Below are 25,068 nucleotides of genomic sequence, written 5' to 3'. Positions count from 1 at the left end.
ACTTAACTGAGCGTCTGGCCCTCGACCTCACTGACCCGGCATGACCGAGTCTAAAGAGCGCAAGAACTTCTGGGGCGCCTGAAACCCGATAACCTGAAAGTCGATCTCCGCCCCTTGTCTGTCGAAAAAGATAATGCCTGGCGGGCCAAAGAGTCCAAAACGTTTGAGCAGTGCCTGATCGTCGGCATTGTTCGCGGTCACATCGGCTTTAAGCAACACGACGTCTTTGAGGCGTTTTCTTACCTGGGCATCTGTAAACGTGAAACGCTCCATCTCCTTGCAGGATATGCACCAGTCAGCCCAGAAATCGAGCATGACGTAGCGACCTTCGGCTGCCTGCAATTGGGACTCAAGGTTGGCTAGGCTCGTGGTTTTCTTAAACTGCAGCTCAGGCGAGCTGATATTCTGTGCGGCCCCAGCATCTGCACCTCTTAAACCGCTCAGGGGCTGCAGCACATCGCGGCCTCCTGACAGCACGCCGATGAGCAGTGCCAAACCCGAAATTAGTGCAATGACCCCAACCCCTTTGCCAAAGCGCACGAAACCAGGCGAGCCGTCGGGCAACGGGTCCAACGCCTTCAGGTACATCGCAGAAATAATGAGCAAGACGGCCCATAAGCTCATATGGACGACGGAAGGTACGACCGGGGAAATTAGGTAGATGGCCACCGCCAGCATCGTGACGCCAAAAAAATGCTGCACGGATTTCATCCATCGGCCAGCCTTAGGCAAAAGTGCGCCTGCTGTGGTGCCAAAAATCAGAAGCGGGACACCCATCCCTATGGCGAGTGAGAAAAGCGCCAAGCCACCCAGCACGACATCTCCTGTCTGACCAATGTAAAGCAGAGCTCCGGCCAGAGGTGCCGCTACGCACGGCCCGACAATGACGGCGGACAACACGCCCATGACGAACACGCTCAAGACCTTGCCACCAGCCGACCGGTTTGCGGCGCCCGCTAGGCGACTTTGTATGGAAGCGGGTATCTGAAGCTGATAAAAGCCGAACATAGAAAGTGCAAGCAGTACAAATACGATCGCAAAACTGCCCAACACCCACGGGTTTTGCAGGTATGCCGAGAGCATTGTGCCTGCCAACCCCGCGGCCACACCGGCGAGCGCGTAAGTTACGGCCATGGCCATCACATAAACAAAAGAAAGGCCAAAGGCATGGCGGCGGCTTAACGATCGCCCTTGTCCAATAATCATTCCCGACAGAATCGGAATCATGGGCAACATGCAGGGCGTAAACGCCAGAACCAAGCCAAAACCAAAGAAGGCGGCAATAAGCGCCCACGCTTTGTCCTGGGCGAACAGATCTCGTACAAGGCTTGTTTCCGAGACTCGGACCTTGGCAGTGCTTCGCAGGATGCCGCTACTCGCTTGAGCTTGCGCGACGTTAGCACCCGCTGCGGCGGCGCTGGTCTGAGCTGCCTCGACAAGAACCACGGACAGCGTTGTATTTATTGGTGGATAGCAGACACCGGTCGGGTCGTTACAACCCTGATAGGAGGCTTGTAGAATCAGCGGCTCGGAAATAGATCCAGACAGCCGATTTATCGTAATTGGGATCTGGACAGATCCGTAATACACCTCGACATGCCCAAAAGTGGGGTCATCCTTAAGCTTACCTTGGGGTAGCGCGACGTTCTTGATCGCCGCGTTGGATGACTGCTGAAGATCAAATGCAATCCTATCGCGATAAAGATAATAGCCGTCTGCTGCAGTGAGCGTAGCGACTAGCGTATCGGCGTCGCGTGCCCTCACCGAGATTTTGAACGCTTCGTTTAGTGGCAACAGCTCTTGATCAGAATTCTCGCCGCCAAACCAACTTCGCATGGAGCCCAGAATCCCACTGTTCGAGGAAGCAGAAGCCAACACTGTAGTACCGGTGGACTCGGCTGGCATTTCAGAAAATTGCGCGGAGCTAATACCAGGTAACCACGCCAGTGCCAACACCAGCATGGCTATCAGAAAACGCATAGAGTTCACTTCAATTACTCATCATCCAGAACATCATGATGCCCATGAAAACGAAGGCGAAAAATAGCGATCAACCCAATTACAGCTAGCATTAGGAGAGCTATTCGTGTGAGTTTGGTTCCCATGACCTGCTCAGGTATCAAGGTGCTCTATTGTGGTTTAGTGAACGTCGGCGGTCCCCAGCATTAGCCCCTTCCGTCATTGGCACTTGTGTGGGTTCACCCTTCTTTGATTCGTTATCGCTGTGGCCCGATTGCATGCATTTCGTCATGAAAAACATCATCAACGGACAGATTAAGAAGAATAAGAAAGGACCGACCGCAGTAATCCACTCACGAACGGCCGGTAACGCTGCATAGGCCACAGCAATCAACACGGCTAGCCCAAGACCGCCTTTCATCACCGTCTTCATATCGCAGTTCATTGTTGGCTCCTTACTTGCGTCGCGGATACCTTATGCGGAAATCTAGCGACGAGCCTACTGTAATGCTCCGTTGCTGTCAGGCAGATTGCGCGGACATTACATCTTTGTCATCTTTGAGAAGTAGTTCGAGGAAGCAAAAGATTTGTTGCTATATGTACAAAGCGCTCGCGTTGCTTCAATGGCACTGGTGAACAGGGGGCAAAGCGTTCCATATTTACAACGGGCGGCAAATACTGCCGGTTGACATTATCACTGTGGGAACGTTTACGCTGCTGATAAACGTGATGAAGACCAAGTGAGGCAGACAGCGCTCCCCGGAACACTGCAATCCTACCTGAGGAACTAGTAATGCTATGGAGAAATACTACACAAGTTTGGGCGATGACATCCTGGCTGTTTTCAAGCGCGCGTGTAACGAAGGAGATCTTCACGTAGCCGAGCATTTATTGCGTGCGCTCGAGACAATGGCTGATCGGGCAGGAGGCGATGAACGAATGGAACGCGCTTACCTTCAGGTGGCTCGTTCGCTGGTAGACACTAAACATCGCCGATAGCCGTCTAACGTCAATGGACGCAATGGTTTGCTCGCGAGGAGATTGCCCCTTGTTATTGCTCCTTCGCTGATCGGAATTTTAGAAAAGGCTGTAGCAAAAGGCCGGCTTTCCTGCAGCCATTGAAGAATAAACTGGAATTGAATGTGACACCGTCTACAGACAAAGCATTGCAGAATAAGCCGACAGTGAAATGGCTGGCCTGGTTGCTTGGCAGCTATACGATGCCGGACCCGTTTTCCATTTCGACGTACCTGCCTTTTTTTTCCGATGCTGATGGTGAGCCTCGGAGAAACGCAGCTCGAACTTCAACAGACGCTTAGCGCTTACCTCGCTGCCTTTGAGGTCATGATGCTTCTGCACGGACCACTCAGACGCATTCGAACGCCGTCCGGTCATCCTGGCCGGACTAGCCGTTTACTTCGCAGCGTCCATTGGCGGGGCATTGGCCAGTTCTCTTGGTCTGTTAATCTTTTTCCGTACATTCCAGGGGTTCTCAGTGGGTCCGGGCAGCGTCGTAGGGCGTGTAGTCATTCGAGATCGACTCGAGGGACCTGCAGCTCAAAAACTGCTCGCGCAGGTGACCTCGAACGCGTACACCCGTCCTTATCAAAAATGCCGCCATAGCACGTAACCTAGTTGTGCACCTCGCTTCGCCAATCGATTGTTGGACACTTGAATTAATAGCCGAGCGTGCAGGCCTGGCCGTACGCCAGGCGCTGACCAATAAGCACATCGTATCCGCAACATGCATCATGCAGCAGTTGTACTATGCGGGCACTAGCCGTCTATGCCATCCGCCTGCACTCTTCGGCACACTTACGGCAAGCCTCGGCGCAGCGCTGGCAGTGATCCATTTGATGCTTGGCACATTCATCTGCGCACGCTTGGCAAACATCTGCGCACAGGCGACAAAGGGCTTGGGCAAACTCACTGTCCCTGGCCATATAACTGGCCGCTAGGCGGCAAATTTGCGCGCAGTCCATGTCTAGCTTTATGCAGCGTGCCATCGCTTTGACGTCTTGTTCCCCCAGGCATGAAACAGCGCAGTGGTCGCATTCGGTAGCGCAAGCATAACAAGCGTCGATGCATGATTGAAACTTTTCATGAGGCATATTAATCTCCAAAGAATTTAAGCTGTGATTAGGAAGCGGCTTCGCTACGCGATGCCACTTGCCTTATCCAGCAAGTTGAATGCCTTGAGCGCCGTACTTTGTTCTAAAATCTCGTTATCTTCACGCGATCTGTGCTCTACATGCGCCTCGTATTACAATTTTTTAATGCTTGCGTTATGTTGGCGTCAGCGCCATAACACTGCAGTTCAATAAGATAATCAATACTCTCTTGTTGGAGCACGTGGAAGCATTGCGCGCGCCGAATTATCGTCACGCCTTTCTTGAGCACGATTATGTGCACACACTGCTGATGAGAAATATGGAATGAGTGCTGTTGTCCTAAAGTCCACGCTAACCTGCCCCCGATGTGGGAATGTCAAAACGGAAACCATGCCGACCGATGCCTGCCTATGGTTCTACGAGTGCAAGCAATGCCGGGCTATTCTGAAACCACAACCCGGCGACTGCTGTGTTTATTGTTCATACGGGTCCGAGCCATGCCCACCAGTTCAAGAAAACGGCAAACAGCACGGCTGTTGTGGCTGACCGGATATCAAGAAGCAAAACACGGAAGACCACGCAACTACCCAATCGCCCCAAGCGCCGGAAACGTCCTCAGTAACCAAATAGCAAAACGCACCAACTGTCCACTTGCCACCGCAATGCCCATCAGTACCAGAATCGCACCGGTGATTATCTGAAGATAACGACCCGTTCGGCGCAATGAACCTATTCGACGCATAAACGGCGTCATGAAGTACGCGGAAAGCAAGAACGGCACACCTAAACCCAGTGCGTAAATACCCAAAAGCAATACTCCCTGCCCAAGGCTCTCAGACGTGGCCCCGAGTATCAAAATACCGCCAAGTACGGGGCCAATACACGGCGTCCAACCGAAACCGAACGCCATGCCAAGCACGGTCGCCGACCAAGGCTTACCGCTACCGCTACGCGGCTCGAAGCGGTAGTAACGCTGCATCCATAGCGGGGCACGTATGACGCCCATAATCATCAGGCCGGCGATGACAATAACGCCTCCCGCGGCAATATTCAGTTCATAGCGATACGATAGAAACAAACGCCCAATTGCGGTGATGCTGGCCCCTAAAATCAGAAACACCATGGAGAAGCCAGCAACGAAACACGCACTAAGGCCCAATGCTCGCCAGCGAGCCACACGTGCTTCAGTATGAGAGGTACTGGACTGAACCGAATCGCCCGCAATATAGGAGAGGTAACCTGGCACGAGCGGTAAAACACAGGGCGATAGGAAGGAAGCAATACCGGCGAAAAACGCCGTTAATAGCCCAATGACAGTTAATTCAAGCATCGCATCATCCCCAGTTGGTAGTCTGCTTTATTCTTATCTCGCATCACTTTGAGTCCCGAATAGAGGCGTGCAGCAGTGCGCCATCAATTAATGCTTCAACTTGCGGGCCATCCCAGGCAGCGGGCCCCATCGCCCTGCCGATTTCGCGCCCTTCTCGATCAATCAATAGCGTTGTTGGCACGCCCGGCGCACGCAGCGTGTCTGAAACCCTTGTCGTCGGGTCAACGTAATGCTTTAACGTTCGAATACCAAAATCCTGATAGAACGGTTTGATCAAATCAGGATCCCGATCAATCGACAGGGCAACGACTTCAAAGTCTGGACCGCCACGCTTGGCATTTAACCGGTCCAACGATGGCATCTCCTCCCGACACGGGGGGCACCAGGTCGCCCAGACATTAAGCAATATGACACGGCCTTCAAAATCGGCCAAAGTCACGGTCTTGCCCGTCGGATCCTGGAAGGAGAGCAAAGGCAGTTCACGTGGCGTATGCCAGCGCATGAATCGCTGCCCCCCTATGTCCACCGCAACATTAAGTACTCCACCTAGGAGATTTTTCGAGGCATTGTTACGTTGGTACAAAAACAAAACGGTCGCGATGGCGATCACGCTGATTAACGCCACTGCTGCCCAAGCAATTATCTTAAAAGAGTTCTTCATTGTTAACGTTCAGCATCCATCAGTTCTTGGGGGTTACCGTTTCGGCTTGTGCTCGACGAGCTCGCTCTATGCTGTCTGCGACAGCCCGCGCGGCGTCCGAGTCAGGCGGAAGCAGGTCGAATAACTGTTGCCAATAGTCAATCGCTGCCGGATAGTCTTGGCGCTCAAGCGCTGCGGCGCCCGCCAAAGTCAGGGCGAATGGTTCCCGGGGATTGAGCGATAGTGCGCGCTCCAGCAATTGCGTCGGCTCCCCTTTAAAGCCAGCTTGATTGCTTCTGGCGAGTGTTTCGGCAAATTCGGACAACGCCAAAGGATCCGACTGGATGACGGTCGCCGCTTTGGCAAAGGCGGCAGCCGCGTCTTCATATTTTTCAAAATAGCGATATGAGCGCGCCAGCATGAGCCAACCAGGCGCGTCATCAGGATTGCGCGCCAGCCTCGCAGCGAGCGAGTCCACCATCGCCTGCACATCGGCTTGTGTCATAGCGGGAGCACTTTGCGCCGGCGGTGGCGTAATCGCAGCGGGGTTCCCTATCGCCAGATAGGTAAGCGTTGCTGCCACGGGTAAGACGATGGCCAGCGCTATCGCGGCTGACTTGCTGCTCTGGCGCCGTTGCCCGGTATCCTGAGCGGGTGTTGCCTCATCAAGCACACGTCGTTGCAGTTCTTGTTGGGCCGCAGCGTGATCGGGCACAGACAATATACCGTTGGCGCGATCCTGCTCCAGTTCAACCAGTTGGTCGCGCAGTACCGCCGCATTGACGGCGTGATGCTCGACACTGCTGTCCAGCTTGGGGCCACGCCACAGAACAAACACCAGCCACCAGGTGACGCCAGCAGCAAGTAAAGCGGCAATTAGGGTAAAAATCAAATTCATGGTGATGTTCCGGTGTCCGTGGTTTGCGCGAGCAGCGCCTGCGCTCTTTTACACTCATCGTCGCTTAACAAGGCGTCAGCCACACTGCTTTTGCGGCGTCGCAATGTTGTCGCTAGAACGAGCAGTCCAAAGACCAGCAGCAACATGGGGCCAAACCATAGCAATAGCGTGGTGGCTTTTAATGGCGTGCGATAGAGTACGAAATCACCATAACGATCAACCATATAGGTTCTAATCTCGGCATCGCTTTTGCCCGCTTGTATCTGCTCGCGTATCTGCTGACGCAAATCCACGGCCAAGTCAGCGCGCGAGGCCGCGATTGATTCGTTCTGGCACACCAGGCAGCGCAGCTCGCCAGCAATATCCAACATGCGCTTTTCCGCCGCGCCGTTATCCGCCCACGATGGCAAGGCGATGACCAAGCACAATAATGTCAGCCACCAACGTTTCATTGCTCAAGCTCCCGTATCAGCGGTAGTATCGTGTCGCGTACCGCACTATCGGTTACAGCTCCGATGTGCTTGTAACGAATGAAGCCGTCCTTATCGATAACAAAGGTCTCGGGCACGCCATAAACGCCATAGTCGATGCCCACGCGCCCTTGCGTATCGGATACGGACAACACATATCCATTGCCATGGCGTTCCAACCACGAAATGGCTTCCTTACGGACGTCCTTATAATTGAGACCAACAATGGGCACGCCATGCGTTTTAGCTAAATCCGTTATCACAGGGTGCTCTTCAAGGCAGGCATAACACCAAGAGGCCCACACATTAAGCAGCCACACTTTGCCTTTCATGGCTTCCGGCGAAAACGTCTCGTCGGGTGACGCCAACTGGGGCAAGGTGAAGCTTGGTGCCTGTTTGTTAATAAAAGGCGAAGGGACTTCGCTGGGCTTAAGCGTCAAACCAAAAGCCAGGAAGCCCACCAGCACGACAAAACCGACCAACGGCCATACAAAGCGACTCATGATGTGGCCCCTCCTGCAACCAAGGCAGCCTTTCGTTCGCGACGCTTAAGTCGATAACGGCGATCACTGATGGCTAATAGCCCACCCAGCGCCATCAAGATGCAACCAATCCAGATCCAGTCCACGAAGGGTTTGTAGTAAACCCGTACGCTCCAGGCACCGTCGGTGAGCGGCTCACCCAGGGCGACGTACACGTGACGCAACCCGTTGGCGTCAATGGCCGCTTCGGTCATGGGCATTTCCGAGGAGATGTAGCTGCGTTTTTCAGGGTGAAGCAGACGTAAGATTCGACCATCGCGTGACAGCTCGATATCACCGATTTCTGCGACATAGTTAGGTCCCTGTGCTTTATTGACGCCTAGAAACTTCAAGTCATAGCCCCCTGCGCTTACCGTGCTGCCAGGCGTCATACGCACGTCCTGTTCAGTTTCATAGCCCATGACGAGCGTCACGCCCGCTACGAACACGGCAATGCCTAAATGGGCCAGATGCATGCCTAGCCAGCTAAGCGGTTGGGCTCGCAGCCCAGTGCGCGTAGCACGCATACGGTCAACGATGCCCTTAACCACCGCCGTGGCAATCCACGTGGCCAGCGCGAGGCCTAAAGCCACCAGCGCCGACCAACGCCCCAGCATGAACGGTGCGCCAACACCGACCATAAGCGCCACCACAGCCGGAACATGCAGGTGTTTCATCAGAGCGCTTATCTTGGCCGACTTCCAGTTAGCAACCGGGCCTACCGCCATAAGAAGCAGCGCGGGCACCATCAGCGGTATGAAAACGGCATTAAAGTATGGCGGCCCCACGGAAAGTTTGCCTAACCCGAGCGCATCAATGAAAAGCGGATATAACGTTCCGAGGATTACGGCACCCGCTGCTACGGCCAACAATACGTTGTTCACCAGCAAGAGAGATTCACGCGATATCAGTTCAAACCGTCCGCCCATGCCCACCTTGGGCGCACGCAGCGCAAATAAAAACAAGGACGAGCCCACCACCACGGCGAATAGCATCAAAATGAACACGCCTCGGCGGGGATCGGTGGCGAAGGTGTGTACTGACGTTAATACGCCTGACCGTACGAGAAAGGCCCCCAGCAATGAAAGAGAGAACGTACTGATGGCAAGCAGCACCGTCCAGTTTTTAAAACTGGCACGCTTTTCGGTTACCGCCAGGGAGTGGATCAATGCCGTACCTACCAGCCACGGAATAAACGAAGAGTTCTCTACCGGGTCCCAGAACCACCAACCGCCCCAACCCAGTTCGTAATAGGCCCACCAACTTCCCAAGGCGATACCCAAGGTCAGGAACAGCCACGCTGCCGTCGCCCAGGGCCGGGACCAACGGGCCCACGTCGAGTCGAGCTGCCCCGCCAGCAGTGCGGCAATGGCAAATGCGAACGCTACCGAAAATCCGACATACCCCATGTACAGCAGTGGCGGATGAAATATCAGTCCAATATCTTGCAGTAGCGGATTCAGGTCCATACCCTCTATGGGTGCGGGTACCAGACGCTCGAACGGGTTAGAGGTAAGCAGCACAAAGAGCAGGAATCCAGCGGTGACCAGGCCCAGCACCCCCAATACGCGTGCAACCATGACATCGGGCAGTTGTTTTGAGAACACACTTACGGCGTACGCCCAGCCTGTTTGCATCAGCAGCCACAGCAAGAGCGATCCTTCGTGGCCGCCCCAGACGGCGGCGATACGGTAAAGCAAGGGCAATTGCGAGTTGGAGTTCTGGGCGACGTAAGCCACCGAAAAATCCTTAACGATAAAGGACCAACCAAGCGTCGCGAAGCTAACAATAATTAAAAGAAACTGTGCGCGCGCGGCAGGTCGAGCAAAGGCGATCCAGACAGCATTGCCACGCGCCGCACCCGCGAGGGCTAAACAGCCCTGGGCTAACGCTACGAATAGCGTCAGAATCAGTGAGAAATGGCCGATTTCAGGAATCATGAGCGTTATGGCCTCGTAGCAATCGTGTTCTTGGCGGCCTCATCCAACGCATGCTGCGCTTCAGAGGGCATATAGTTCTCATCGTGTTTGGCAAGCACCTCTTCTGCCCGGAACAACCCATCGGCCCCGAGCTTGCCTTGAGCCACCACGCCTTTGCCTTCACTAAACAGGTCCGGCAATATTCCCGTATAACTGACCGGTATCATTTTGGCGGTATCGGTCACAACGAATTTCACCGTGAGCCCATCACTTTGGCGTTGCACACTGCCGGTTTGCACCATGCCTCCGACGCGAAACGTCCGCTCCTGAGGAGCTTCACCGGCACTCACCTGCGTAGGCGTGAAGAAAAACACAAGGTTGCTCTGAAAAGCATTGAGCACTAACGCTGTGGCAATGCCGAACGCGGCCACGCCACCAGCAATGAGCGCGAGGCGCTTATGGCGATTTTTCATCGAGATTCCTCTTCCCTTAGGATTGACTGGCGCTTTACTTGCGATAAAGCCGCTAGTCGGCGCTGGCGCAGCAGAAGCCATTCGGCGCACAAAACGACAATGGCGACACCGAATGAACCCCATACGTATTGTCCATAACCGCCCATGGCAAAAAACTCAGCAGAACTCGACCAATTCATTGCTTTACCTCCTTCAGTTCGTCTAACCATCCAGCATGCTGTTCGCGTTCTAAAATGATGCAGCGCACGCGCATCAGCGCGATCGCCACCGTATACATCCATGACGCCAACGCCATAAGCAGCATGCCAATAAGCATGAGCGCCGCCATGGAAGGGGCTTGTGTCAGCGAAACAGATGCGCCTTGGTGCAAGGTGTTCCACCATTGCACCGAGAAATAAATAATTGGGATATTGACCACGCCGACAAGGGCAAGGACGGCACCCGCCTTATCCGCGCGCCGTGGCTCATCCACCGCTGACTGAAGCGCTATAAAACCGATGTACAAAAAGAGAAGAATCAGTTCGGAGGTCAGGCGCGCATCCCAGACCCACCAGGTTCCCCACATGGGTTTGCCCCACAAGGCGCCCGTCCAAAGTGAAAGAAACGTGAACATGGCGCCGGTGGGGGCCAAGGCCGAGGCCATCATGGCTGCTAAACGATTGTTAAATGCCAGCCCTATTGCGGCCCAGAACGCCATGACCAAATATATGAACATCGACATCCAGGAGACCGGCACATGCAGGAAGATGATGCGATAGCCCTCACCTTGCTGGGCGTCGGTGGGCGCCATGAAGAAACCCACGTACATCCCTATTATCGTCAGAATCGCGGCGGCGGCTGCAAACCATGGAATCAGCTTGCCGGCAAGGGGGTAAAACATTTTGGGCGATGAATACTTAAACCAATTAATCATTCACTTACTCATTATTCCAACGCAATCCGTAATGCCACGGTTGTGGCCCACGGTGCAAAAAAAACAGTTAAAACCAGCACGGCGCCCAGCAACGATAGATGCGCCGTAGCACCCAAGCCGGCTGCGGCGGCGTCTACGGAACCCGCGCCAAAGATCAGCACCGGCACATAAAGTGGAAGCACAAGCAAGGCGACCAGGACACTGCCGCCTCGCAGGCCGAGGGTCAAACTCGCTCCGATCGCGCCAATAAAGCTCAGTACAGGCGTACCAATGGCCAGCGATGCGGCCAGTACCAGTAACGAAGGGGTTGGTAAATCGAATTGCAATGCCAGCAGCGGAGCCAGCAACGTCAAGGGGAGACCCGTCAACAGCCAATACGCGACCACCTTGCCGAGCACCAGGATTCCCAACGGGGCGGGTGAAAGGGCCATTTGCTCCAGGGTGCCGTCGGCGTAATCTTGTTCAAACAGCCGATTAAGCGACAACATAGTCGCCAGCAGTGCCGCCACCCAAAGAATGCCTGGGGCGATCTGCCGCAAGGTGTCGCGTTCAGCACCTATGCCTAAAGGAAACAGACTGACCACGATGACAAAGAAAAAAAGCGGTGTCAGCGCATCGGACTTGCGCCGCATGGCAAGCCTTAAGTCTCGTTGAATAACGCCGCGAAGCATGGTCAGGCCAAATGTGTCGCTCATGCGCCTACTCGTATAAGCTGTGTTTTGCCTGCTAACACTATGTCTTGATGGGTCGTCAATACAGCGATCCCGCCATGGCTAAGATGTCTGTCGATTTCACCCATTACCCACTGACTTGCCTGGGTATCCAATGCCGTCAGGGGTTCATCCAGCACCCACAAGGCACGTTTTTGCAGCAGGATCTTGGCCAGATTTACACGACGCTTTTGCCCCTGCGACAAGGCTCGCACCGATAGATGCTCCCTACCCTGCAATCCAGCCTGACGTAAGGCCTCGCGCACAGCGTCCTGGGTAACGGACTCCTCAGCCAGCGCCATGCCGGAAATTAGGTTTTCTGCGGCGGTTAGATCGTCCTTCAGGCCCAACGGGTGACCGCAATACAGTAGCTCGCGGCGGTACTCATCACCCAGTTTCTTAATCGGACTACCCTGCCAATGAACGGCGCCGTCTGCCGGCGCCGTTAGCCCTACCAGCATGCGCAAAAGACTGGTTTTGCCGCTACCGTTCTCGCCGCGCACCAACAGGCACTCGCCTGTCTTTAGGCGAAAGCATAAATTATGAAATAGGCGGCGCTCACCGCGCACGCAGTCCAGATTGATGGCTTCAAGCACCGTCGACCTTTGCTCGCAAAAACGTTAATCACCAGGTGATATCGGTATTCTGGCTATGCGCCGATAGGCAACGGACCATCCGTTACATGCGGCACTAAGCGCTACCGTCGCAAGTAGCTGGACGCACGTCCAAAGTCAATTGAACGCGACGACGCTGAGGACGTAGGTGTGGAGCAGGAAGGAAGTCGAATCAGCGGCGTGCCAGCTTAGGCAACGAAAAGCCACTGGGGCCGCTCGGGCCGCTCGGAATAGGTCGGCAAGCTTAGCGGCGCCTCTTGAAACTGAAGGGCCAAGCTAGAAGATAAAGAAGGAATGGTTTGATTTGAAGATGAAATAATCGACGCCGCTGGTGCTTGGCACGAATGTTCGTATTGGCTCAGAAATCCCGAGGGTGAAGCAGTTTGCTCGGACTCGTCGCTCAAATAGACATGCGCCTCTTGAGCTTCGCTATAACAAAGCTCGATACAAATCTCCCTTTCTGGCTGGCAATACATACTCACGACGCCCCAGGAGGCCTGGAGCGGCAGCATGACCAGCATAAAAATAAGGAGAAATTTCTTCATCGCGCTGACGATTGTAGCAAGTGAAAAGCGTGTCTTACAAATGAGGGGATGAAAGTAGAGGCCGAGGTCGGCTATTTTGCAAGCGCGATGTTGGTTCCCATAGAAAACGCAAGAAAATCCCCATCCCGAAAGCCTTGCACGATGGCGTGCGTCTCCGCCGTTACTTTGTCGACAAGAGCGAGGCGCTCTGCGGCATCTATAGATGCAAACGCTGGCACTGACGTGGCTGCACCCAGTATCGAAAGCTGAACAAACCTTTCCGGCTCAGGCAGGCGAATAGACAGCGACCGTGGAGTGATTTCGATAGATTGAAAGCCTGCTTCGCTGAGCAATGTGTATAGCTCGTCGGGGTTTGATAATGAAAAGGCAACATCGACGTCCGTGATGGGCACATCAAGAAGGCGTGCGGTTGCCGTAAACAACGCCTCATACACGGGATGTTGGCTCAGGGACTGCCACACACTGATGACTGCGCTACCGCCAACGCGTAGCACGCGACGCATTTCGCGACCTGAAAGCACTCGGTCGGGAAAGAACTGAAGTCCTTGTTGACACAACACAAGATCAAACGAGTCACCGGGAAGTTCGAGGCGAGTTGCATTACCCTCTTGCCAGAGTATCGAAGCACCAGCCGGTGCCGGTTGTGCACGACCTACTTCCAGCATTTCCGCATTGATATCCAAAGCAAGGACCTGACCGCTTACCCCAACCATGGGAGCGACCTGCCGTGCGACACTGCCCGTACCGCAGGCAAGATCCAGAACTCGCTCGCCGGGTTGGGGTGACGCCAATTCAAGCAGCACACGCGTCCAAGGATCTGCAATCGCACGGCTAAGGTAGCGCTCATATACTTCTGCCGGGCTAAGGTTTGGTTGTTGGCTCACTGGGTTCTCCTGATCACAATTACGCGCCTTCTAATGTCGCGACAAGCCCAATTCAGATCACGAATCGAGCTTGTCATCGAATGACACCAGCATACCGGAGCCACACCGAAGGGGGTTGGCCTTAGGGAATGCTGCGATATGTGATCCCATTGGGATTGGGGCCAACTGAATAGGTAGCGACCACATCTTGAGTGCTCGTGTCGATGGCACTGACGGTGTTGTCTTTGGTGTTGGTGATGAATACGAAACCGCCATCGCTGCTCGCGACCACGCCATGTGCACCTTTGCCGGTGACCACTGTGTCTATTACAGTTTGAGTTTTGGTGTCGATTACGGAGACTGTGTTATCTGGATTATTATCGCTTCCCTGGTTAGCTACGTACATTTTGCTGCCGCCGGCTGCGGCATAGAGTTGAATGGGGTTACGTCCGACGCTCAAGTTCTTTACGGCTTTCCTGCTGGAAGTGTCGATGATTGCCACGCTATCTTCATCTCGTAGCGACACATAGACGTGTTTGCCGTCGGGAGTAAACGCCACTTGTACGGGTGCCTTGCCCAAGGAAATCCTCGCTGCCTCCTTGAGGCTTTCGGTGTCGATGACGGACACAGAGTTATCACTGACGTTTGCTACGTAAAGCTCCCGTCCGTCCGGGCTTAACCGCAAGCCGTGCGGATAACCTCCAGTAGCAACTTCAGCGATGATTTTCTTCCCTTGGATGTCGACTACCGACACGCGATCTGTATCGGCGTTCGTGATATAGGCGTAGCGCCCGTCCGAACTGGTGACAATGTGCGAAGGGTGGCTCCCTGCAGGCAGGGTTTCGGGTACCTGATCAAGCTGGCCGGCATTCAGAATTAGTAACCCGGCGTCAATGCCAGAGTGAGAATCGGCGGTGCCATTATCCGAAGTCTTGCCTTCGCCGCCATGCGTCCCATGACCACCCGCCTTTACGACTGATGTACCGACAGCAAGCAGTGTCTTGCCATCAGGGGAAATTTGAACATTATGGGGTAGGACAGCTATTTGAGCTGTACGCACATCACCTGTAGTTAGATTAATTTCGCTAATAGAGCCATCTCCCTCATTGGCGCTATACACGACGCCATTTGGCAAGCCTGCAGCGTGGACTGCGCTTGCGGACAGAGCAAAGGCAACGGCAACAAGTACGGGACGCATTCTAAACATCGTGACATCTCCAATATAGTAAGGTGAGTTGACTTCAAAAGAGGCGAGGGCCGCTTGATGACCAACTATATCGGCCGCCCGCTGACCGGACGATGACGGCACCATTACTCTTTCGTAATTCGGCAACACTTGCCCCACTAAGCTTGCAGCCTTGCACTCACAATGGCGATCGGTGAGCGTGACAATATGAGGCAATGGCGCACTTCGCATAATTACCGCAGGACATGGTTTTTTACGCTTGACCTTCCAACGATAGGAACCTATATCTTTCTCTTAATCTATTTGAACTGAACGAGAAGGAGGTGGGATTTGAATACCCTGACCATACAGGAAAGCGCCTTGACAACCGCGATCAGTCTGCCGATCGAAGGCATGACCTGTGCATCGTGCGTTGGCCGCGTGGAAAAAGCCCTCAGCAAGGTCGAAGGCGTTGATTCGGTCACCGTCAACCTGGCGACCGAGCGGGCCAACATCAAGGCGAGCGGTCCCGTTGACCGCCAGGTGCTGATCAACACCGTCGAGGCCGCCGGTTACAGCGTACCCGCCGCGACCATCGACCTTGCGGTCGAGGGCATGACCTGCGCATCCTGTGTGGGCCGGGTCGAGCGCGCGCTCAAAGCCATCCCCGGTGTTGTCGAGGCCACAGTGAACCTGGCCACCGAACGCGCCCAGGTACGCGGCAGCACCGATCCCAACACCCTGGTTGCGGCGATCGCGGCGGCAGGCTATGCCGCGCGAGCCATCGACGCGGGCGCATCCGCCGACGATGAGGCCGCCAACGAGCGTAAAGACGCTGAACGCGCGGCGCTCAAGCGCGACCTGACCCTCGCCGCCGTCCTCACACTGCCGGTCTTCGTACTAGAAATGGGTTCACATCTTATTCCCGGCGTGCATGAACTGATCCTGCGCACCATCGGCACGCAATGGAACTGGACCATCCAGTTCGCGCTGACGACGCTGGTGCTGGCCATGCCGGGCATTCGCTTTTTCCGTCAGGGTATTCCAGCACTTTTGCGTCTGGCGCCCGATATGAACTCGCTGGTCGCGGTGGGTACGTTTGCGGCCTACGCCTATTCCCTGGTCGCCACTTTCGCGCCATCATTGCTGCCAGCAGGCACCGTCAACGTCTATTACGAAGCGGCGGCTGTCATTGTCACGCTCATCCTGCTTGGCCGTTTTCTGGAGGCTCGCGCTAAGGGCCGCACGTCCGAGGCGATCAAGCGGCTGGTCGGTTTGCAGGCAAAAACCGCACGCGTCCAGCGTGACGGCACCGTACTGGAAATCCCAATCGCCGATGTGGTGGCCGGTGACATCATCGAGGTGCGCCCTGGAGAACGTATTCCCGTCGACGGTGAGGTCACGCAGGGACTAAGCTATGTCGATGAATCCATGATCACCGGCGAACCCATCCCGGTTAAAAAAACGATCGACAGCAAGCTGGTCGGAGGCACCGTCAATCAAAAAGGCGCGCTGTCCTTCCGCGCGACGGCCGTCGGTGGTGCAACCGTGCTCTCGCAGATCATTCGCATGGTGGAGCAGGCGCAAGGATCGAAGCTGCCCATCCAAGCGCTGGTGGACAAGGTAACCATGTGGTTTGTGCCAGCTGTCATGGCAGCCGCCGCCTTAACCTTCCTGGTCTGGCTGGTCTTCGGACCGGAGCCGGCGTTGACCTTTGCGCTGGTCAATGCCGTGGCCGTGCTGATCATCGCCTGCCCTTGCGCCATGGGCTTGGCGACGCCAACCTCGATCATGGTGGGCACCGGGCGCGGTGCGGAGCTGGGAGTGCTTTTCCGTAAAGGCGAGGCGCTGCAATTGCTCAAAGACGCTAAGGTCGTCGCCGTGGACAAGACCGGCACGCTGACCGAGGGCCGCCCGACACTGACCGATCTGGACATCGCCGCAGGCTTCGAGCGCCTGGATGTGCTGGGCAAAATCGCTGCTGTCGAAGCAAAGTCCGAGCACCCCATCGCCCGCGCCATCGTCGAGGCTGCCGGCAACGAAGGGATCGCCATTCCTCACATAACGGACTTTGAGTCAATCACCGGCTTCGGCGTAAAAGCACATGTCAACGGGGAATGGGTTGAAGTCGGGGCGGACCGCTACATGCGCCAACTGGGGCTGGATGTGGACGTGTTCGCGGCTAGCGCCGAGCGCCTGGGCAATGATGGCAAGACGCCGCTCTATGCGGCCATCGGTGGCCGCTTGGCTGCGATCGTCGCGGTCGCCGACCCCATCAAAGCAACAACACCGGCTGCCATCGCCGCGCTGCACGCGCTGGGCCTGAAGGTCGCGATGATCACGGGGGATAACCGCCGCACTGCCGATGCCATTGCGCGTCAGCTTGGCATCGACGAAGTGATCGCCGAAGTCCTTCCGGAAGGCAAGGTCGACGCGGTACGCGCGCTAAAGGCCGAACACGGACAGCTTGCATTCATCGGAGACGGTATCAACGACGCACCGGCGCTAGCCGAAGCGGATGTGGGCCTGGCCGTGGGTACCGGCACGGACATCGCCATCGAGGCGGCCGACGTGGTGTTGATGTCAGGGAACCTGATGGGTGTACCCACTGCCATCGCGCTGTCGCGCGCAACCATCGGCAACATCCGTCAGAACCTGTTCTGGGCCTTCGCCTACAATGCCGCCCTAATTCCGGTGGCAGCGGGTGTGCTTTATCCTGCCTGGAGCATCCTCTTGTCGCCGATCTTAGCGGCGGGAGCAATGGCGCTTTCGAGTATCTTCGTCCTAGGTAACGCGCTGCGTTTGCGTGGGTTTCGCCCACCGATAGAAGCCACCGAGTCCTCTCAACAGCCAACGGCCGCGTAATCGGAAAGGAGATATTGAAATGAATATTGGGGAAGCAGCGAAAGCCTCGGGCGTCTCAGCCAAGATGATCCGATACTATGAGCAGATCGGACTGATTCCCCCGGCAAATCGCAGAGAGTCGGGTTATCGCAGTTATTCCACGTCTGATGTCCATATGCTGCGGTTTATCCGTCGGGGGCGTGATCTTGGCTTCCCGGTGGCAGAGATTAATGAGCTTTTGGGCCTCTGGCGCGATAAATCGCGTCAGAGCGCTGAGGTGAAATGTATCGCTACGGCTCACATGTCTGAGCTGCGCAAGAAGATCGACAGCCTGGAACAAATTGCCAGCACGCTTGAGTCGCTAATCGAGTGTTGTTCTGGCGATCAACGTCCCGACTGTCCGATTTTAGAGGACCTCGAGAATAGAGCCGGTAGACAAGGAGCTTAGAAAAATTGCAGCACCTTTCTTTTTTCCTTTGGCGTCTTCTATGCCAGATCCGCTCAATCACTTCCCCGAAGCTCCGGCCATATCTGATGCCAATCATCCGGTCGCAACTGCTTCCGGGTGACAGCGCCACCCGTCAACTCTTCAATTTCCACGCAGCGAATTACAGGCACTGGGCGTTTACCAGCTGCCCAGTTATGGATGACTTGGGGCGGGAGGCCGAGACGCTTGGCAAGCGCCGTAACTCCTCCGGCGAAATCACAGGCGTCACGTACGGGCTGAAAATCTGACATAAATCGAATACCTGTTTATACAAAAATATTATAAGGACATTCAATAACACGGTGTTGTCGCCAGAGTTCGGTGCGCTCGTGCCTCCACATGCAACCGCCACATGAAAATCAATCCTAAACGCGTAAATAATAATTACAATACGTATCTAATTATAGCTGTAAATACCCCGTAGACCGTATTTCGTTACCTGTCTCGTACTAAGACAGGTCGAGCCAGCATAAGTGCAATCCCTGACATAAGAAAATACAAATTAATTTGGCAGTAGATGCGACCGCATAGTGATATGGGATAGGCTCTATAACGACTCAAAATTCAGAATTTTTCCATGAGCCAAAAGGGTGTTGACAGGCATCACCAAACTGATGATAATTAATTGGACCGCTGCCAACACAGTGAGGCTCTTTAACAAAACACGAACGATAAACACTGCGCCCTGCCCCACACACGGGTCACGCGATTGCGCAGCAACCTGTAACGCATTGGGGTTGGAGTAAAACCGATGAAAACCGTAGTGTGCCGTCAGCCCTCTGAGCGGGGCGCCGGATGATAGCACACGGCGGTGACTTCCCTTTCGGAAGCGCCTGGTGTACCTGCAAAGGTGCCCGAAATCGAGGATGGCGACGTAATCCAAGACGACAAGCGGAAAAGACCGCAACCCAGCCTACGCACCACAACGATCACACACGAAGAATAGTGTCTCCTGAAGTAGGCTGTATCAGAATACCCGACCTACCGGCGCGATGTGCCCGTGGGTCGGTTCCGTATTCGGGCATGCACATCGGCATGCTCTTAGAAAAAAGGTAATTTAATGAATGAGCAAAGCCGGTCGAGCAACGACCCTGTAATGAATCCACACTCCACAGCTAATGTAATAGCCATCAACCGGAAAGAGCTACTTAGCAAGATCCCTCTTTCCGATCGCACTATTTTCGATATGGAAAAACGCGGAGAATTCCCGCAGCGATTTTGCTTATCCAACCGAGTAGTAGCGTGGGACCTTGCCGAGGTGGATGCCTGGATCGAGGCGCGAAAGAACGCCCGTGAAAGTGAGCAGATGCGTGGACCCCAAGTTGGCGATCGACGCTACGCCAGGCAATAGTCGCAGCGCAGGCAATGTGACCAACCGCTTATGCGCTTGGTCTATCCTTTGTCCACCCATCTATCATGTTTGCCCAATCCTGCAGCATGTCTCGTCGCCCTTCCGCGTACTCAGCCCGGTTGTAGATGCCACGCACGCCCTTTTGTTCATGGGCAAGGCATTTTTCGACCCAATCCGAGTTGTAGCCTGCTTCATGCAACAGCGTACTGGCGGTCCGTCGGAAATCATGCGGTGAAAATTGCGGCAGGTGTTTCTTGTCAGCCTGCGCTGCAGTCCATATAAGCTTGGTCACTTGATTGAACGTCGCCTTGCTCATGCAGATTTCCGTGTCGTAGCGCCCTGGTAGAACCCACCGCGATCCCCCCGCACATACCTGTAATGCGGTGAAGATATCCAGAGCTTGGGTGCTTAAATACACGTTATGCGGATTGCGCCGTTTCATTCGTGCTGCGGGAATGCTCCACACCGCATCCGTGAAATTCACTTCATCCCAGGTCGCTTCGATCAGCTCGGACTTGCGTACCATCGTAAGCAGCAACAACCGCAGACCCAAGCGAATCACCGGGCTGGTGCCAATGCGATCCAAATAGGTGTAAAGCAATCCGATTTCGTCCGGACCCAGCGATCGATCACGTGCTTTGAATCGAGCAATCGAAGTGGGCGGTATGCCTTCTGCGGGATTTTCACCCTTGTAGCCGCGCGCCCCTGCCCACCGGTAGATCATCATCACGATTTCTCTGGCCATCACAGCGGTGGCTGGTGCCCCACGTTCAACGATGGTATCGGCACGCCCACGCACATCTTCTTCGGTAATCTCGTGCAGAAGCCGGTTATCGAAAAAAGGCTTGAGGTCTCGCATATACACGGATCGGCGCATATCGCGGGTAGACTCGGCCATCTCGTGGCCACGTAGATACTCTTGTGCCCAGACGCCGAATCTTTTTTCAGCCCGTAACTTGCCTTTGCTACGGGCTTTGTCCTGCGCGGGCGACTGTCCTGCAGCAATCTTTTTCTTGGCTTCCTGGAGCATGCTCCGCGCTTCGGCAAGCGTAATGCCATCAGCCCCATATCGCCCGAAGGTTAGTGTTTCACTGCGGTTGTTTAATCGGTAGTTATAGCGAAATGAAATCGTGCCCGTTACGCTGACAGCAACGTACAAACCCTCACGGTCGGCAAGCTTGTACTGTTTATCTCGCGGCTTGATGTTGCGAAGCATGGTATCGGTTAGCACGGCGTTCCTTTGTAAAATCAATAGCTTGCCGGTTTTAAAAACCACCTTGGATGGTATTGCGTTACGCCTTCAATACCATCTTTTCGTTTAGCTATTTATTTTCAAATATCTAATTAATATCAATAAGATAGGGTATTCCAATACCATCCGACACAAGATTATCAACGGATGGTATTGGGCTCGCCGCCATCATAGCGCACAGCCAATGCCATCATTAATACCATCCCGAATACCTGCTTGGCGCTGCTTAGTACTGCCCGACAACGCCAGAAGAAAAAACGGAGAACCGCATAAATGCTGGCTCTCCGTCGTTTTAATGCCTGTTACCGCCTTATGCTGCCAAGCAGCAAATCATTCCCACTCTATCGTTGCAGGCGGCTTGCTCGATACATCATACGTAACCCGGTTGATACCGCGCACTTCATTAATAATGCGCGACGACACCTTCTTGAGTAGCGCGTAAGGCAGCTCGGCCCAATCGGCGGTCATGAAGTCGGAGGTCTGCACAGCTCGCAAGGCCACCACATAGTCATACGTGCGGCCATCGCCCATCACACCCACCGACTTCACCGGCAAGAATACGGCGAACGCCTGGGAGGTCAGCTCGTACCAGCTTTTATTGCTGATGGGATCTATGGTCTTGCGCAGCTCTTCAATGAAGATTGCATCGGCACGGCGCAGCAGGTCGGCGTACTCTTTGCGGACTTCGCCCAGGATACGCACGCCCAGGCCGGGGCCCGGGAAAGGATGGCGGTACACCATGGCGGGCGGCAGGCCCAGCGCCACGCCCAGCTTGCGAACTTCGTCCTTGAACAGTTCGCGCAACGGCTCCAGCAGCTTAAGGTTAAGCGTATCGGGCAAGCCGCCGACGTTGTGGTGCGACTTGATGGCGACAGCCTTGCCGGTTTTAGAGCCGGCCGATTCAATGACGTCCGGGTAGATGGTGCCTTGCGCCAACCATCGCGCGTTTGGCAGCTTGCCGGCTTCGGCCTGGAATACTTCCACGAATTCGCGGCCTATGATCTTGCGCTTGGCCTCAGGGTCGGACACCCCTTCGAGCTCGCCCATGAAGACATCGGTGGCGTTTACGTGTATGACCTTGATGCCAAAGTGATCAGCAAAGGTGGCCATGACTTGTTCGGCTTCGTTAAGGCGCAGCAGACCATGATCGACGAACACGCAAGTAAGCTGATCGCCTATGGCCTTGTGCAGCAAGGCTGCGGCAACGGAAGAGTCTACACCGCCGGACAAGCCCAGAATGACTTCATCGGTGCCCACCTGTGCGCGTATGTTGGCTACGGCCTCTTCCACATAATCGGGCATGCTCCAGTCGCGATTGCAGCCGCAGATCTCCGTAACGAATCGGGCCAGTATGGCTTCGCCCTGCGTCGTATGCGTGACTTCCGGATGGAACTGCAGCGCGTAGAAGCTGCGATCTTCGTCGGCCATGCCGGCAATGGGACACGAAGGTGTGGAGGCCATGAGCTTGAAGCCAGGAGGCAAGGCAGTGACCTTGTCACCATGGCTCATCCATGCCTTGAGCATGCCGTGGCCTTCGGTGGTGATGAAATCCTGCAGGCCGTCCAGCAAGCGCGTGTGGCCATGAGCCCTGACTTCGGCGTAGCCAAATTCGCGATGGTCCGACCACTCTACCTTACCGCCCAGTTGCGAGGCCATGGACTGCATGCCGTAGCAGATGCCCAGTACCGGTACGCCCACGGTAAAGACGGCGGACGGCACTTTCATGGACTCTTCGGCGTAAGCGGAAGCATGGCTGCCTGACAGAATGATGCCTTTGAGGCCTTGCTGCGCCTGGATGAACGCATCATCGACATCGCCCGGATGGATCTCGCAGTAAACACCCGCATCGCGTACGCGCCGCGCAATCAATTGGGTGACTTGTGAGCCATAGTCGAGGATGAGAATACGCTGGTGCATGGTGGACGGGTCAGAAAAAGAAAATCAAGGCGTTAATGTACCGTATCGGACCCGGTTACGCTGGCGCAACACCACAACTGCCGCTACAGTTTGGGGTGAACAGGAGCATCCATGCAACAGAAGTCGTCGGCCACGCTATTGGCTTTTTCCGGATTTATCGCGCTTGCCGTCGCGATGGGTATAGGCCGCTTTGCCTTCACACCCTTGCTGCCCATGATGCAGCAGGACGTCGGGCTGGGCCTGGCGGAAGGCGGATGGCTAGCCAGCGCAAATTATCTGGGCTACCTGGTCGGGGCCTTGATCGCCATCGTCCTGCCCTCCTCGCCCGCTACCTTGCTGCGCACGGGCTTGATCCTGGTCGTGGCGACGACAGCCCTGATGGGTATCACCGACAACTGGCTGGGCTGGCTGACATGGCGCTTCATCGCCGGGGCCGCAAGCGCTTGGGTGCTGGTCAGTACCACTTCGCTATGCTTGACGCGGCTGGCCGCGCTGGGCCAACCGCAGAAGGCAGGGGTAGTCTTCGCGGGTGTGGGCAGCGGTATTGCACTGGCCGGACTGCTGTGCATGGGGATGGGGCTGGGCGACCTTAGTTCGTCGGCGGCATGGCTTGTTCTGGCCCTGTTTGCGCTCGCCGGGGCATGGAGCACGCGCAGCTTATGGGCCGACGCCGTACCGGCACCCACGGCGGCGGCTACGCCCCAAACCTCTGCGCCAGCTCCTGCCCGAAATGGCCACTGGCGCCTGATCCTGTGCTATGGAATTTTTGGGTTCGGCTACATCCTGCCAGGCACCTTTCTGCCGGCCCAGGCCCGCCTTCTGGTTGCCGACCCGGCAATATTCGGGCTGGCATGGCCGGCCTTCGGTCTGTCGGCGGCTATATCCACGTTGATGACAGGCCGCCTGGTGGCGCGCTACCCTCGCCGCCGCATCTGGGCGGCATGTCAGCTAATCATGGCCGCAGGTGTCTTGCTGCCCGTGTTGTGGCACACGCTTTCGGCTATTGTCATCGCGGCGCTGTGCGTGGGCGGCGCCTTCATGGTGATAACCATGGTGGGCCTGCAAGAAGCGCAAGCGGTGGGCAGCGGCAATGGCCGAAAACTGATTGCCGCCCTGACTGCGTCGTTTGCCGCAGGCCAATTGATAGGCCCCTTGTTTTTCAGCCTTACGCATAGCTGGTTCGGTGCGCAACTGGAGCACGCCTTGATTCTCGCTGCCGTGTTGCTGGTGTTGGGCAGCATCTGGCTGATCAGCCCCGAAGGCAAGGCCCATGGCGCACACGAACCGACGCTTCCCGGCCGGCCGCCCACGAATTAGCATGCAAGCTCACAGGACTTCCACCCATGACCGACTCAAAGACTGACTCGCACACTTTCGTACTGGTTCACGGCGCCTGGCACGGTGGCTGGTGCTGGTCCAGGGTGGCGGCCCGCCTGCGTAACAAGGGCCACGAGGTTTACACCCCAACCTTGACCGGGCTGGGCGAGCGCAGCCACCTGTTAGGCCCCGACATCACGCTGAACACCTTCGTGCAGGACATCACCAATGTGTTGCTGTGGGAAGATCTGCACAATGTGATTCTGGTGGGCCACAGCTTTGGTGGCCTGGTGATTGCCGGGGTGGCCGATCAACACGCCGGGCGCGTGCAGCAACTGGTCTTTCTGGACGCCTTCCTGCTGGAGAACGGCATGGCAACTTTCGATACGCTGCCCGCCGATGTAGTGCAAAAATTGCGCGACGCCGCGAGACAGCCAGATGGTTCCACGCCCACCCTGCGTCCGCCACGGCCCGCCAGCCTGGCCTTGACCGAGCCCGCCGACGCCCTGTTTGTGCAAGGGCGGTTGACGCCTCACCCGCTCAGCACCTACGAATCACCGCTTATGCTAAGTCATCCGCTGGGCAATGGCCTGCCCGCCACTTATCTCAGTTGCGTCAACCCAGCATTCCCGGCGGTCGACGATGCAAAAAAATGGGTGCGTGCCAATACGAGCTTCAGCTGGATGGAACTGGACGCGGGCCACGATGCGATGGTGTCTGCCGCCGGTGTGGTGGCAGACACCTTGCTACAGTTAGCGTCCAGTTAAGC

Annotated in this window: 26 protein-coding genes; 6 read left to right on the top strand and 20 right to left on the bottom strand. The window is 55.6% G+C overall.

Translation table 11 applies throughout. The features are described from left to right. Positions 1-27: 27 nt before the first annotated feature. From dsbD to CKA81_RS04445, 3 genes are all read right to left on the bottom strand, one after another. Entirely contained in the window at positions 28-1,980 is a 1,953-nt protein-coding gene (gene dsbD / locus CKA81_RS04455; RefSeq protein WP_128354231.1) for a protein-disulfide reductase DsbD, read from the bottom strand. Positions 1,981-2,119: 139 nt separating this feature from the next. Further along, positions 2,120-2,380 carry a DUF2933 domain-containing protein gene (locus CKA81_RS17505; RefSeq protein ID WP_394342545.1) on the bottom strand — a complete coding sequence of 87 codons (261 nt, stop codon included), beginning with the start codon at positions 2,378-2,380 and terminating at the stop codon, positions 2,120-2,122. 1,363 nt (positions 2,381-3,743) lie between these two features. Next, positions 3,744-4,070, bottom strand: coding sequence for a four-helix bundle copper-binding protein (locus tag CKA81_RS04445; RefSeq protein ID WP_128354229.1), 327 nt, complete (start codon positions 4,068-4,070; stop codon positions 3,744-3,746). Between the two features lie 324 nt (positions 4,071-4,394). Here CKA81_RS04445 and CKA81_RS17230 point away from each other — a divergent pair, with 324 nt between their 5' ends. Then, positions 4,395-4,616 carry a GDCCVxC domain-containing (seleno)protein gene (locus CKA81_RS17230; protein WP_118995027.1) on the top strand — a complete coding sequence of 74 codons (222 nt, stop codon included), beginning with the start codon at positions 4,395-4,397 and terminating at the stop codon, positions 4,614-4,616. Between the two features lie 37 nt (positions 4,617-4,653). Here the strand turns inward: CKA81_RS17230 and CKA81_RS04435 are convergent, their stop codons facing one another. From CKA81_RS04435 to CKA81_RS04370, 14 genes are all read right to left on the bottom strand, one after another. Further along, the gene (locus CKA81_RS04435) at positions 4,654-5,400 is read right to left on the bottom strand and encodes a cytochrome c biogenesis CcdA family protein (RefSeq protein WP_118995028.1); all 747 of its coding nucleotides are present in this window, start codon (positions 5,398-5,400) and stop codon (positions 4,654-4,656) included. A 43-nt stretch (positions 5,401-5,443) separates the two neighbouring features. After that, positions 5,444-6,061, bottom strand: coding sequence for a TlpA family protein disulfide reductase (locus CKA81_RS04430; protein ID WP_128354228.1), 618 nt, complete (start codon positions 6,059-6,061; stop codon positions 5,444-5,446). Between the two features lie 19 nt (positions 6,062-6,080). Then, positions 6,081-6,938 (bottom strand): c-type cytochrome biogenesis protein CcmI, encoded by an 858-nt coding sequence (gene ccmI, locus CKA81_RS04425; protein WP_128354227.1) that lies wholly within the window; start codon positions 6,936-6,938, stop codon positions 6,081-6,083. Then, the gene (locus tag CKA81_RS04420; RefSeq protein WP_128354226.1) at positions 6,935-7,390 is read right to left on the bottom strand and encodes a cytochrome c-type biogenesis protein; all 456 of its coding nucleotides are present in this window, start codon (positions 7,388-7,390) and stop codon (positions 6,935-6,937) included. The genes ccmI and CKA81_RS04420 overlap by 4 nt, the downstream gene beginning before the upstream one ends. Then, positions 7,387-7,911, bottom strand: coding sequence for a DsbE family thiol:disulfide interchange protein (locus tag CKA81_RS04415; protein WP_128354225.1), 525 nt, complete (start codon positions 7,909-7,911; stop codon positions 7,387-7,389). The genes CKA81_RS04420 and CKA81_RS04415 overlap by 4 nt, the downstream gene beginning before the upstream one ends. Next, entirely contained in the window at positions 7,908-9,869 is a 1,962-nt protein-coding gene (locus CKA81_RS04410) for a heme lyase CcmF/NrfE family subunit (protein ID WP_128354224.1), read from the bottom strand. Before CKA81_RS04410 ends, CKA81_RS04415 begins: the two co-directional genes overlap by 4 nt. Before the next feature lie 5 nt (positions 9,870-9,874). Further along, positions 9,875-10,321, bottom strand: a complete 447-nt coding sequence (gene ccmE / locus CKA81_RS04405) for a cytochrome c maturation protein CcmE (RefSeq protein ID WP_128354223.1) — start codon at positions 10,319-10,321, stop codon at positions 9,875-9,877. Beyond that, positions 10,318-10,467, bottom strand: a complete 150-nt coding sequence (gene ccmD, locus CKA81_RS04400; RefSeq protein WP_228255827.1) for a heme exporter protein CcmD — start codon at positions 10,465-10,467, stop codon at positions 10,318-10,320. The genes ccmE and ccmD overlap by 4 nt, the downstream gene beginning before the upstream one ends. A 29-nt stretch (positions 10,468-10,496) precedes the next feature. Continuing rightward, positions 10,497-11,234, bottom strand: coding sequence for a heme ABC transporter permease CcmC (ccmC, locus tag CKA81_RS04395; RefSeq protein WP_128354221.1), 738 nt, complete (start codon positions 11,232-11,234; stop codon positions 10,497-10,499). An 11-nt stretch (positions 11,235-11,245) separates the two neighbouring features. Further along, the gene (gene ccmB / locus CKA81_RS04390; RefSeq protein ID WP_237183417.1) at positions 11,246-11,866 is read right to left on the bottom strand and encodes a heme exporter protein CcmB; all 621 of its coding nucleotides are present in this window, start codon (positions 11,864-11,866) and stop codon (positions 11,246-11,248) included. Positions 11,867-11,925: 59 nt separating this feature from the next. Further along, positions 11,926-12,540, bottom strand: coding sequence for a cytochrome c biogenesis heme-transporting ATPase CcmA (gene ccmA, locus CKA81_RS04385; protein WP_128354220.1), 615 nt, complete (start codon positions 12,538-12,540; stop codon positions 11,926-11,928). Between the two features lie 206 nt (positions 12,541-12,746). Continuing rightward, the gene (locus CKA81_RS04380) at positions 12,747-13,103 is read right to left on the bottom strand and encodes a hypothetical protein (protein WP_128354219.1); all 357 of its coding nucleotides are present in this window, start codon (positions 13,101-13,103) and stop codon (positions 12,747-12,749) included. A 71-nt stretch (positions 13,104-13,174) separates the two neighbouring features. Next, on the bottom strand, positions 13,175-13,987 hold the full coding sequence (locus CKA81_RS04375; RefSeq protein WP_128354218.1) for a class I SAM-dependent methyltransferase: 813 nt from the start codon (positions 13,985-13,987) through the stop codon (positions 13,175-13,177). A gap of 121 nt (positions 13,988-14,108) precedes the next feature. After that, positions 14,109-15,278 carry a YncE family protein gene (locus tag CKA81_RS04370; protein WP_228255784.1) on the bottom strand — a complete coding sequence of 390 codons (1,170 nt, stop codon included), beginning with the start codon at positions 15,276-15,278 and terminating at the stop codon, positions 14,109-14,111. Positions 15,279-15,545: 267 nt separating this feature from the next. On the opposite strand from CKA81_RS04370, the gene CKA81_RS04365 reads away from it, so the two are divergent. Then, positions 15,546-17,996: a heavy metal translocating P-type ATPase gene (locus CKA81_RS04365; protein WP_237183416.1), complete on the top strand. Its 2,451-nt coding sequence runs from the start codon at positions 15,546-15,548 to the stop codon at positions 17,994-17,996. A gap of 19 nt (positions 17,997-18,015) precedes the next feature. Beyond that, positions 18,016-18,423 carry a Cu(I)-responsive transcriptional regulator gene (gene cueR, locus CKA81_RS04360; protein WP_128354216.1) on the top strand — a complete coding sequence of 136 codons (408 nt, stop codon included), beginning with the start codon at positions 18,016-18,018 and terminating at the stop codon, positions 18,421-18,423. A 53-nt stretch (positions 18,424-18,476) separates the two neighbouring features. Here cueR and CKA81_RS04355 read toward each other — a convergent pair whose 3' ends face one another. Continuing rightward, positions 18,477-18,713: a transcriptional regulator gene (locus tag CKA81_RS04355; RefSeq protein ID WP_128354215.1), complete on the bottom strand. Its 237-nt coding sequence runs from the start codon at positions 18,711-18,713 to the stop codon at positions 18,477-18,479. Between the two features lie 809 nt (positions 18,714-19,522). Between CKA81_RS04355 and CKA81_RS04350 the strand changes: the two genes are divergently transcribed. After that, positions 19,523-19,813 (top strand): helix-turn-helix transcriptional regulator, encoded by a 291-nt coding sequence (locus CKA81_RS04350; RefSeq protein ID WP_449421226.1) that lies wholly within the window; start codon positions 19,523-19,525, stop codon positions 19,811-19,813. A 28-nt stretch (positions 19,814-19,841) separates the two neighbouring features. Here the strand turns inward: CKA81_RS04350 and CKA81_RS04345 are convergent, their stop codons facing one another. Both CKA81_RS04345 and guaA read right to left on the bottom strand, forming a co-directional pair. After that, positions 19,842-21,044, bottom strand: coding sequence for a tyrosine-type recombinase/integrase (locus CKA81_RS04345; RefSeq protein WP_128354214.1), 1,203 nt, complete (start codon positions 21,042-21,044; stop codon positions 19,842-19,844). Between the two features lie 351 nt (positions 21,045-21,395). Next, positions 21,396-22,982 carry a glutamine-hydrolyzing GMP synthase gene (gene guaA / locus CKA81_RS04340; RefSeq protein WP_128354213.1) on the bottom strand — a complete coding sequence of 529 codons (1,587 nt, stop codon included), beginning with the start codon at positions 22,980-22,982 and terminating at the stop codon, positions 21,396-21,398. A 111-nt stretch (positions 22,983-23,093) separates the two neighbouring features. On the opposite strand from guaA, the gene CKA81_RS04335 reads away from it, so the two are divergent. Further along, positions 23,094-24,299: a YbfB/YjiJ family MFS transporter gene (locus tag CKA81_RS04335; RefSeq protein ID WP_128354212.1), complete on the top strand. Its 1,206-nt coding sequence runs from the start codon at positions 23,094-23,096 to the stop codon at positions 24,297-24,299. A gap of 26 nt (positions 24,300-24,325) precedes the next feature. Beyond that, positions 24,326-25,066 carry an alpha/beta fold hydrolase gene (locus CKA81_RS04330; RefSeq protein WP_128354211.1) on the top strand — a complete coding sequence of 247 codons (741 nt, stop codon included), beginning with the start codon at positions 24,326-24,328 and terminating at the stop codon, positions 25,064-25,066. The last annotated feature ends 2 nt before the right edge of the window (positions 25,067-25,068 follow it).

It is taken from the genome of Pollutimonas thiosulfatoxidans (assembly GCF_004022565.1).
Taxonomy (GTDB): domain Bacteria; phylum Pseudomonadota; class Gammaproteobacteria; order Burkholderiales; family Burkholderiaceae_B; genus Pusillimonas_D; species Pusillimonas_D thiosulfatoxidans.
The sequence above is the reverse complement of the archived record's forward strand: the minus strand, read 5'-3'. Positions and strand labels throughout refer to the sequence as shown.

Bases quoted from the DNA above. Each gene is read 5' to 3' on its own strand.
- CKA81_RS17230 (WP_118995027.1), top strand. From the start codon at position 4,395: ATGAGTGCTGTTGTCCTAAAGTCCACGCTAACCTGCCCCCGATGTGGG.
- dsbD (WP_128354231.1), bottom strand. From the start codon at position 1,980: ATGCGTTTTCTGATAGCCATGCTGGTGTTGGCACTGGCGTGGTTACCT.
- CKA81_RS04335 (WP_128354212.1), top strand. From the start codon at position 23,094: ATGCAACAGAAGTCGTCGGCCACGCTATTGGCTTTTTCCGGATTTATC.
- ccmE (WP_128354223.1), bottom strand. From the start codon at position 10,321: ATGAAAAATCGCCATAAGCGCCTCGCGCTCATTGCTGGTGGCGTGGCC.
- ccmB (WP_237183417.1), bottom strand. From the start codon at position 11,866: ATGCGGCGCAAGTCCGATGCGCTGACACCGCTTTTTTTCTTTGTCATC.
- CKA81_RS04330 (WP_128354211.1), top strand. From the start codon at position 24,326: ATGACCGACTCAAAGACTGACTCGCACACTTTCGTACTGGTTCACGGC.
- CKA81_RS04355 (WP_128354215.1), bottom strand. From the start codon at position 18,713: ATGTCAGATTTTCAGCCCGTACGTGACGCCTGTGATTTCGCCGGAGGA.
- cueR (WP_128354216.1), top strand. From the start codon at position 18,016: ATGAATATTGGGGAAGCAGCGAAAGCCTCGGGCGTCTCAGCCAAGATG.
- ccmI (WP_128354227.1), bottom strand. From the start codon at position 6,938: ATGAATTTGATTTTTACCCTAATTGCCGCTTTACTTGCTGCTGGCGTC.
- CKA81_RS04420 (WP_128354226.1), bottom strand. From the start codon at position 7,390: ATGAAACGTTGGTGGCTGACATTATTGTGCTTGGTCATCGCCTTGCCA.
- ccmC (WP_128354221.1), bottom strand. From the start codon at position 11,234: ATGATTAATTGGTTTAAGTATTCATCGCCCAAAATGTTTTACCCCCTT.
- CKA81_RS04435 (WP_118995028.1), bottom strand. From the start codon at position 5,400: ATGCTTGAATTAACTGTCATTGGGCTATTAACGGCGTTTTTCGCCGGT.
- ccmD (WP_228255827.1), bottom strand. From the start codon at position 10,467: ATGGGCGGTTATGGACAATACGTATGGGGTTCATTCGGTGTCGCCATT.
- CKA81_RS04410 (WP_128354224.1), bottom strand. From the start codon at position 9,869: ATGATTCCTGAAATCGGCCATTTCTCACTGATTCTGACGCTATTCGTA.
- CKA81_RS04415 (WP_128354225.1), bottom strand. From the start codon at position 7,911: ATGAGTCGCTTTGTATGGCCGTTGGTCGGTTTTGTCGTGCTGGTGGGC.
- CKA81_RS04445 (WP_128354229.1), bottom strand. From the start codon at position 4,070: ATGCCTCATGAAAAGTTTCAATCATGCATCGACGCTTGTTATGCTTGC.
- CKA81_RS04430 (WP_128354228.1), bottom strand. From the start codon at position 6,061: ATGAAGAACTCTTTTAAGATAATTGCTTGGGCAGCAGTGGCGTTAATC.
- CKA81_RS17505 (WP_394342545.1), bottom strand. From the start codon at position 2,380: ATGAAAGGCGGTCTTGGGCTAGCCGTGTTGATTGCTGTGGCCTATGCA.
- guaA (WP_128354213.1), bottom strand. From the start codon at position 22,982: ATGCACCAGCGTATTCTCATCCTCGACTATGGCTCACAAGTCACCCAA.
- CKA81_RS04350 (WP_449421226.1), top strand. From the start codon at position 19,523: ATGAATGAGCAAAGCCGGTCGAGCAACGACCCTGTAATGAATCCACAC.
- CKA81_RS04380 (WP_128354219.1), bottom strand. From the start codon at position 13,103: ATGAAGAAATTTCTCCTTATTTTTATGCTGGTCATGCTGCCGCTCCAG.
- CKA81_RS04365 (WP_237183416.1), top strand. From the start codon at position 15,546: ATGACCTGTGCATCGTGCGTTGGCCGCGTGGAAAAAGCCCTCAGCAAG.
- CKA81_RS04370 (WP_228255784.1), bottom strand. From the start codon at position 15,278: ATGGTGCCGTCATCGTCCGGTCAGCGGGCGGCCGATATAGTTGGTCAT.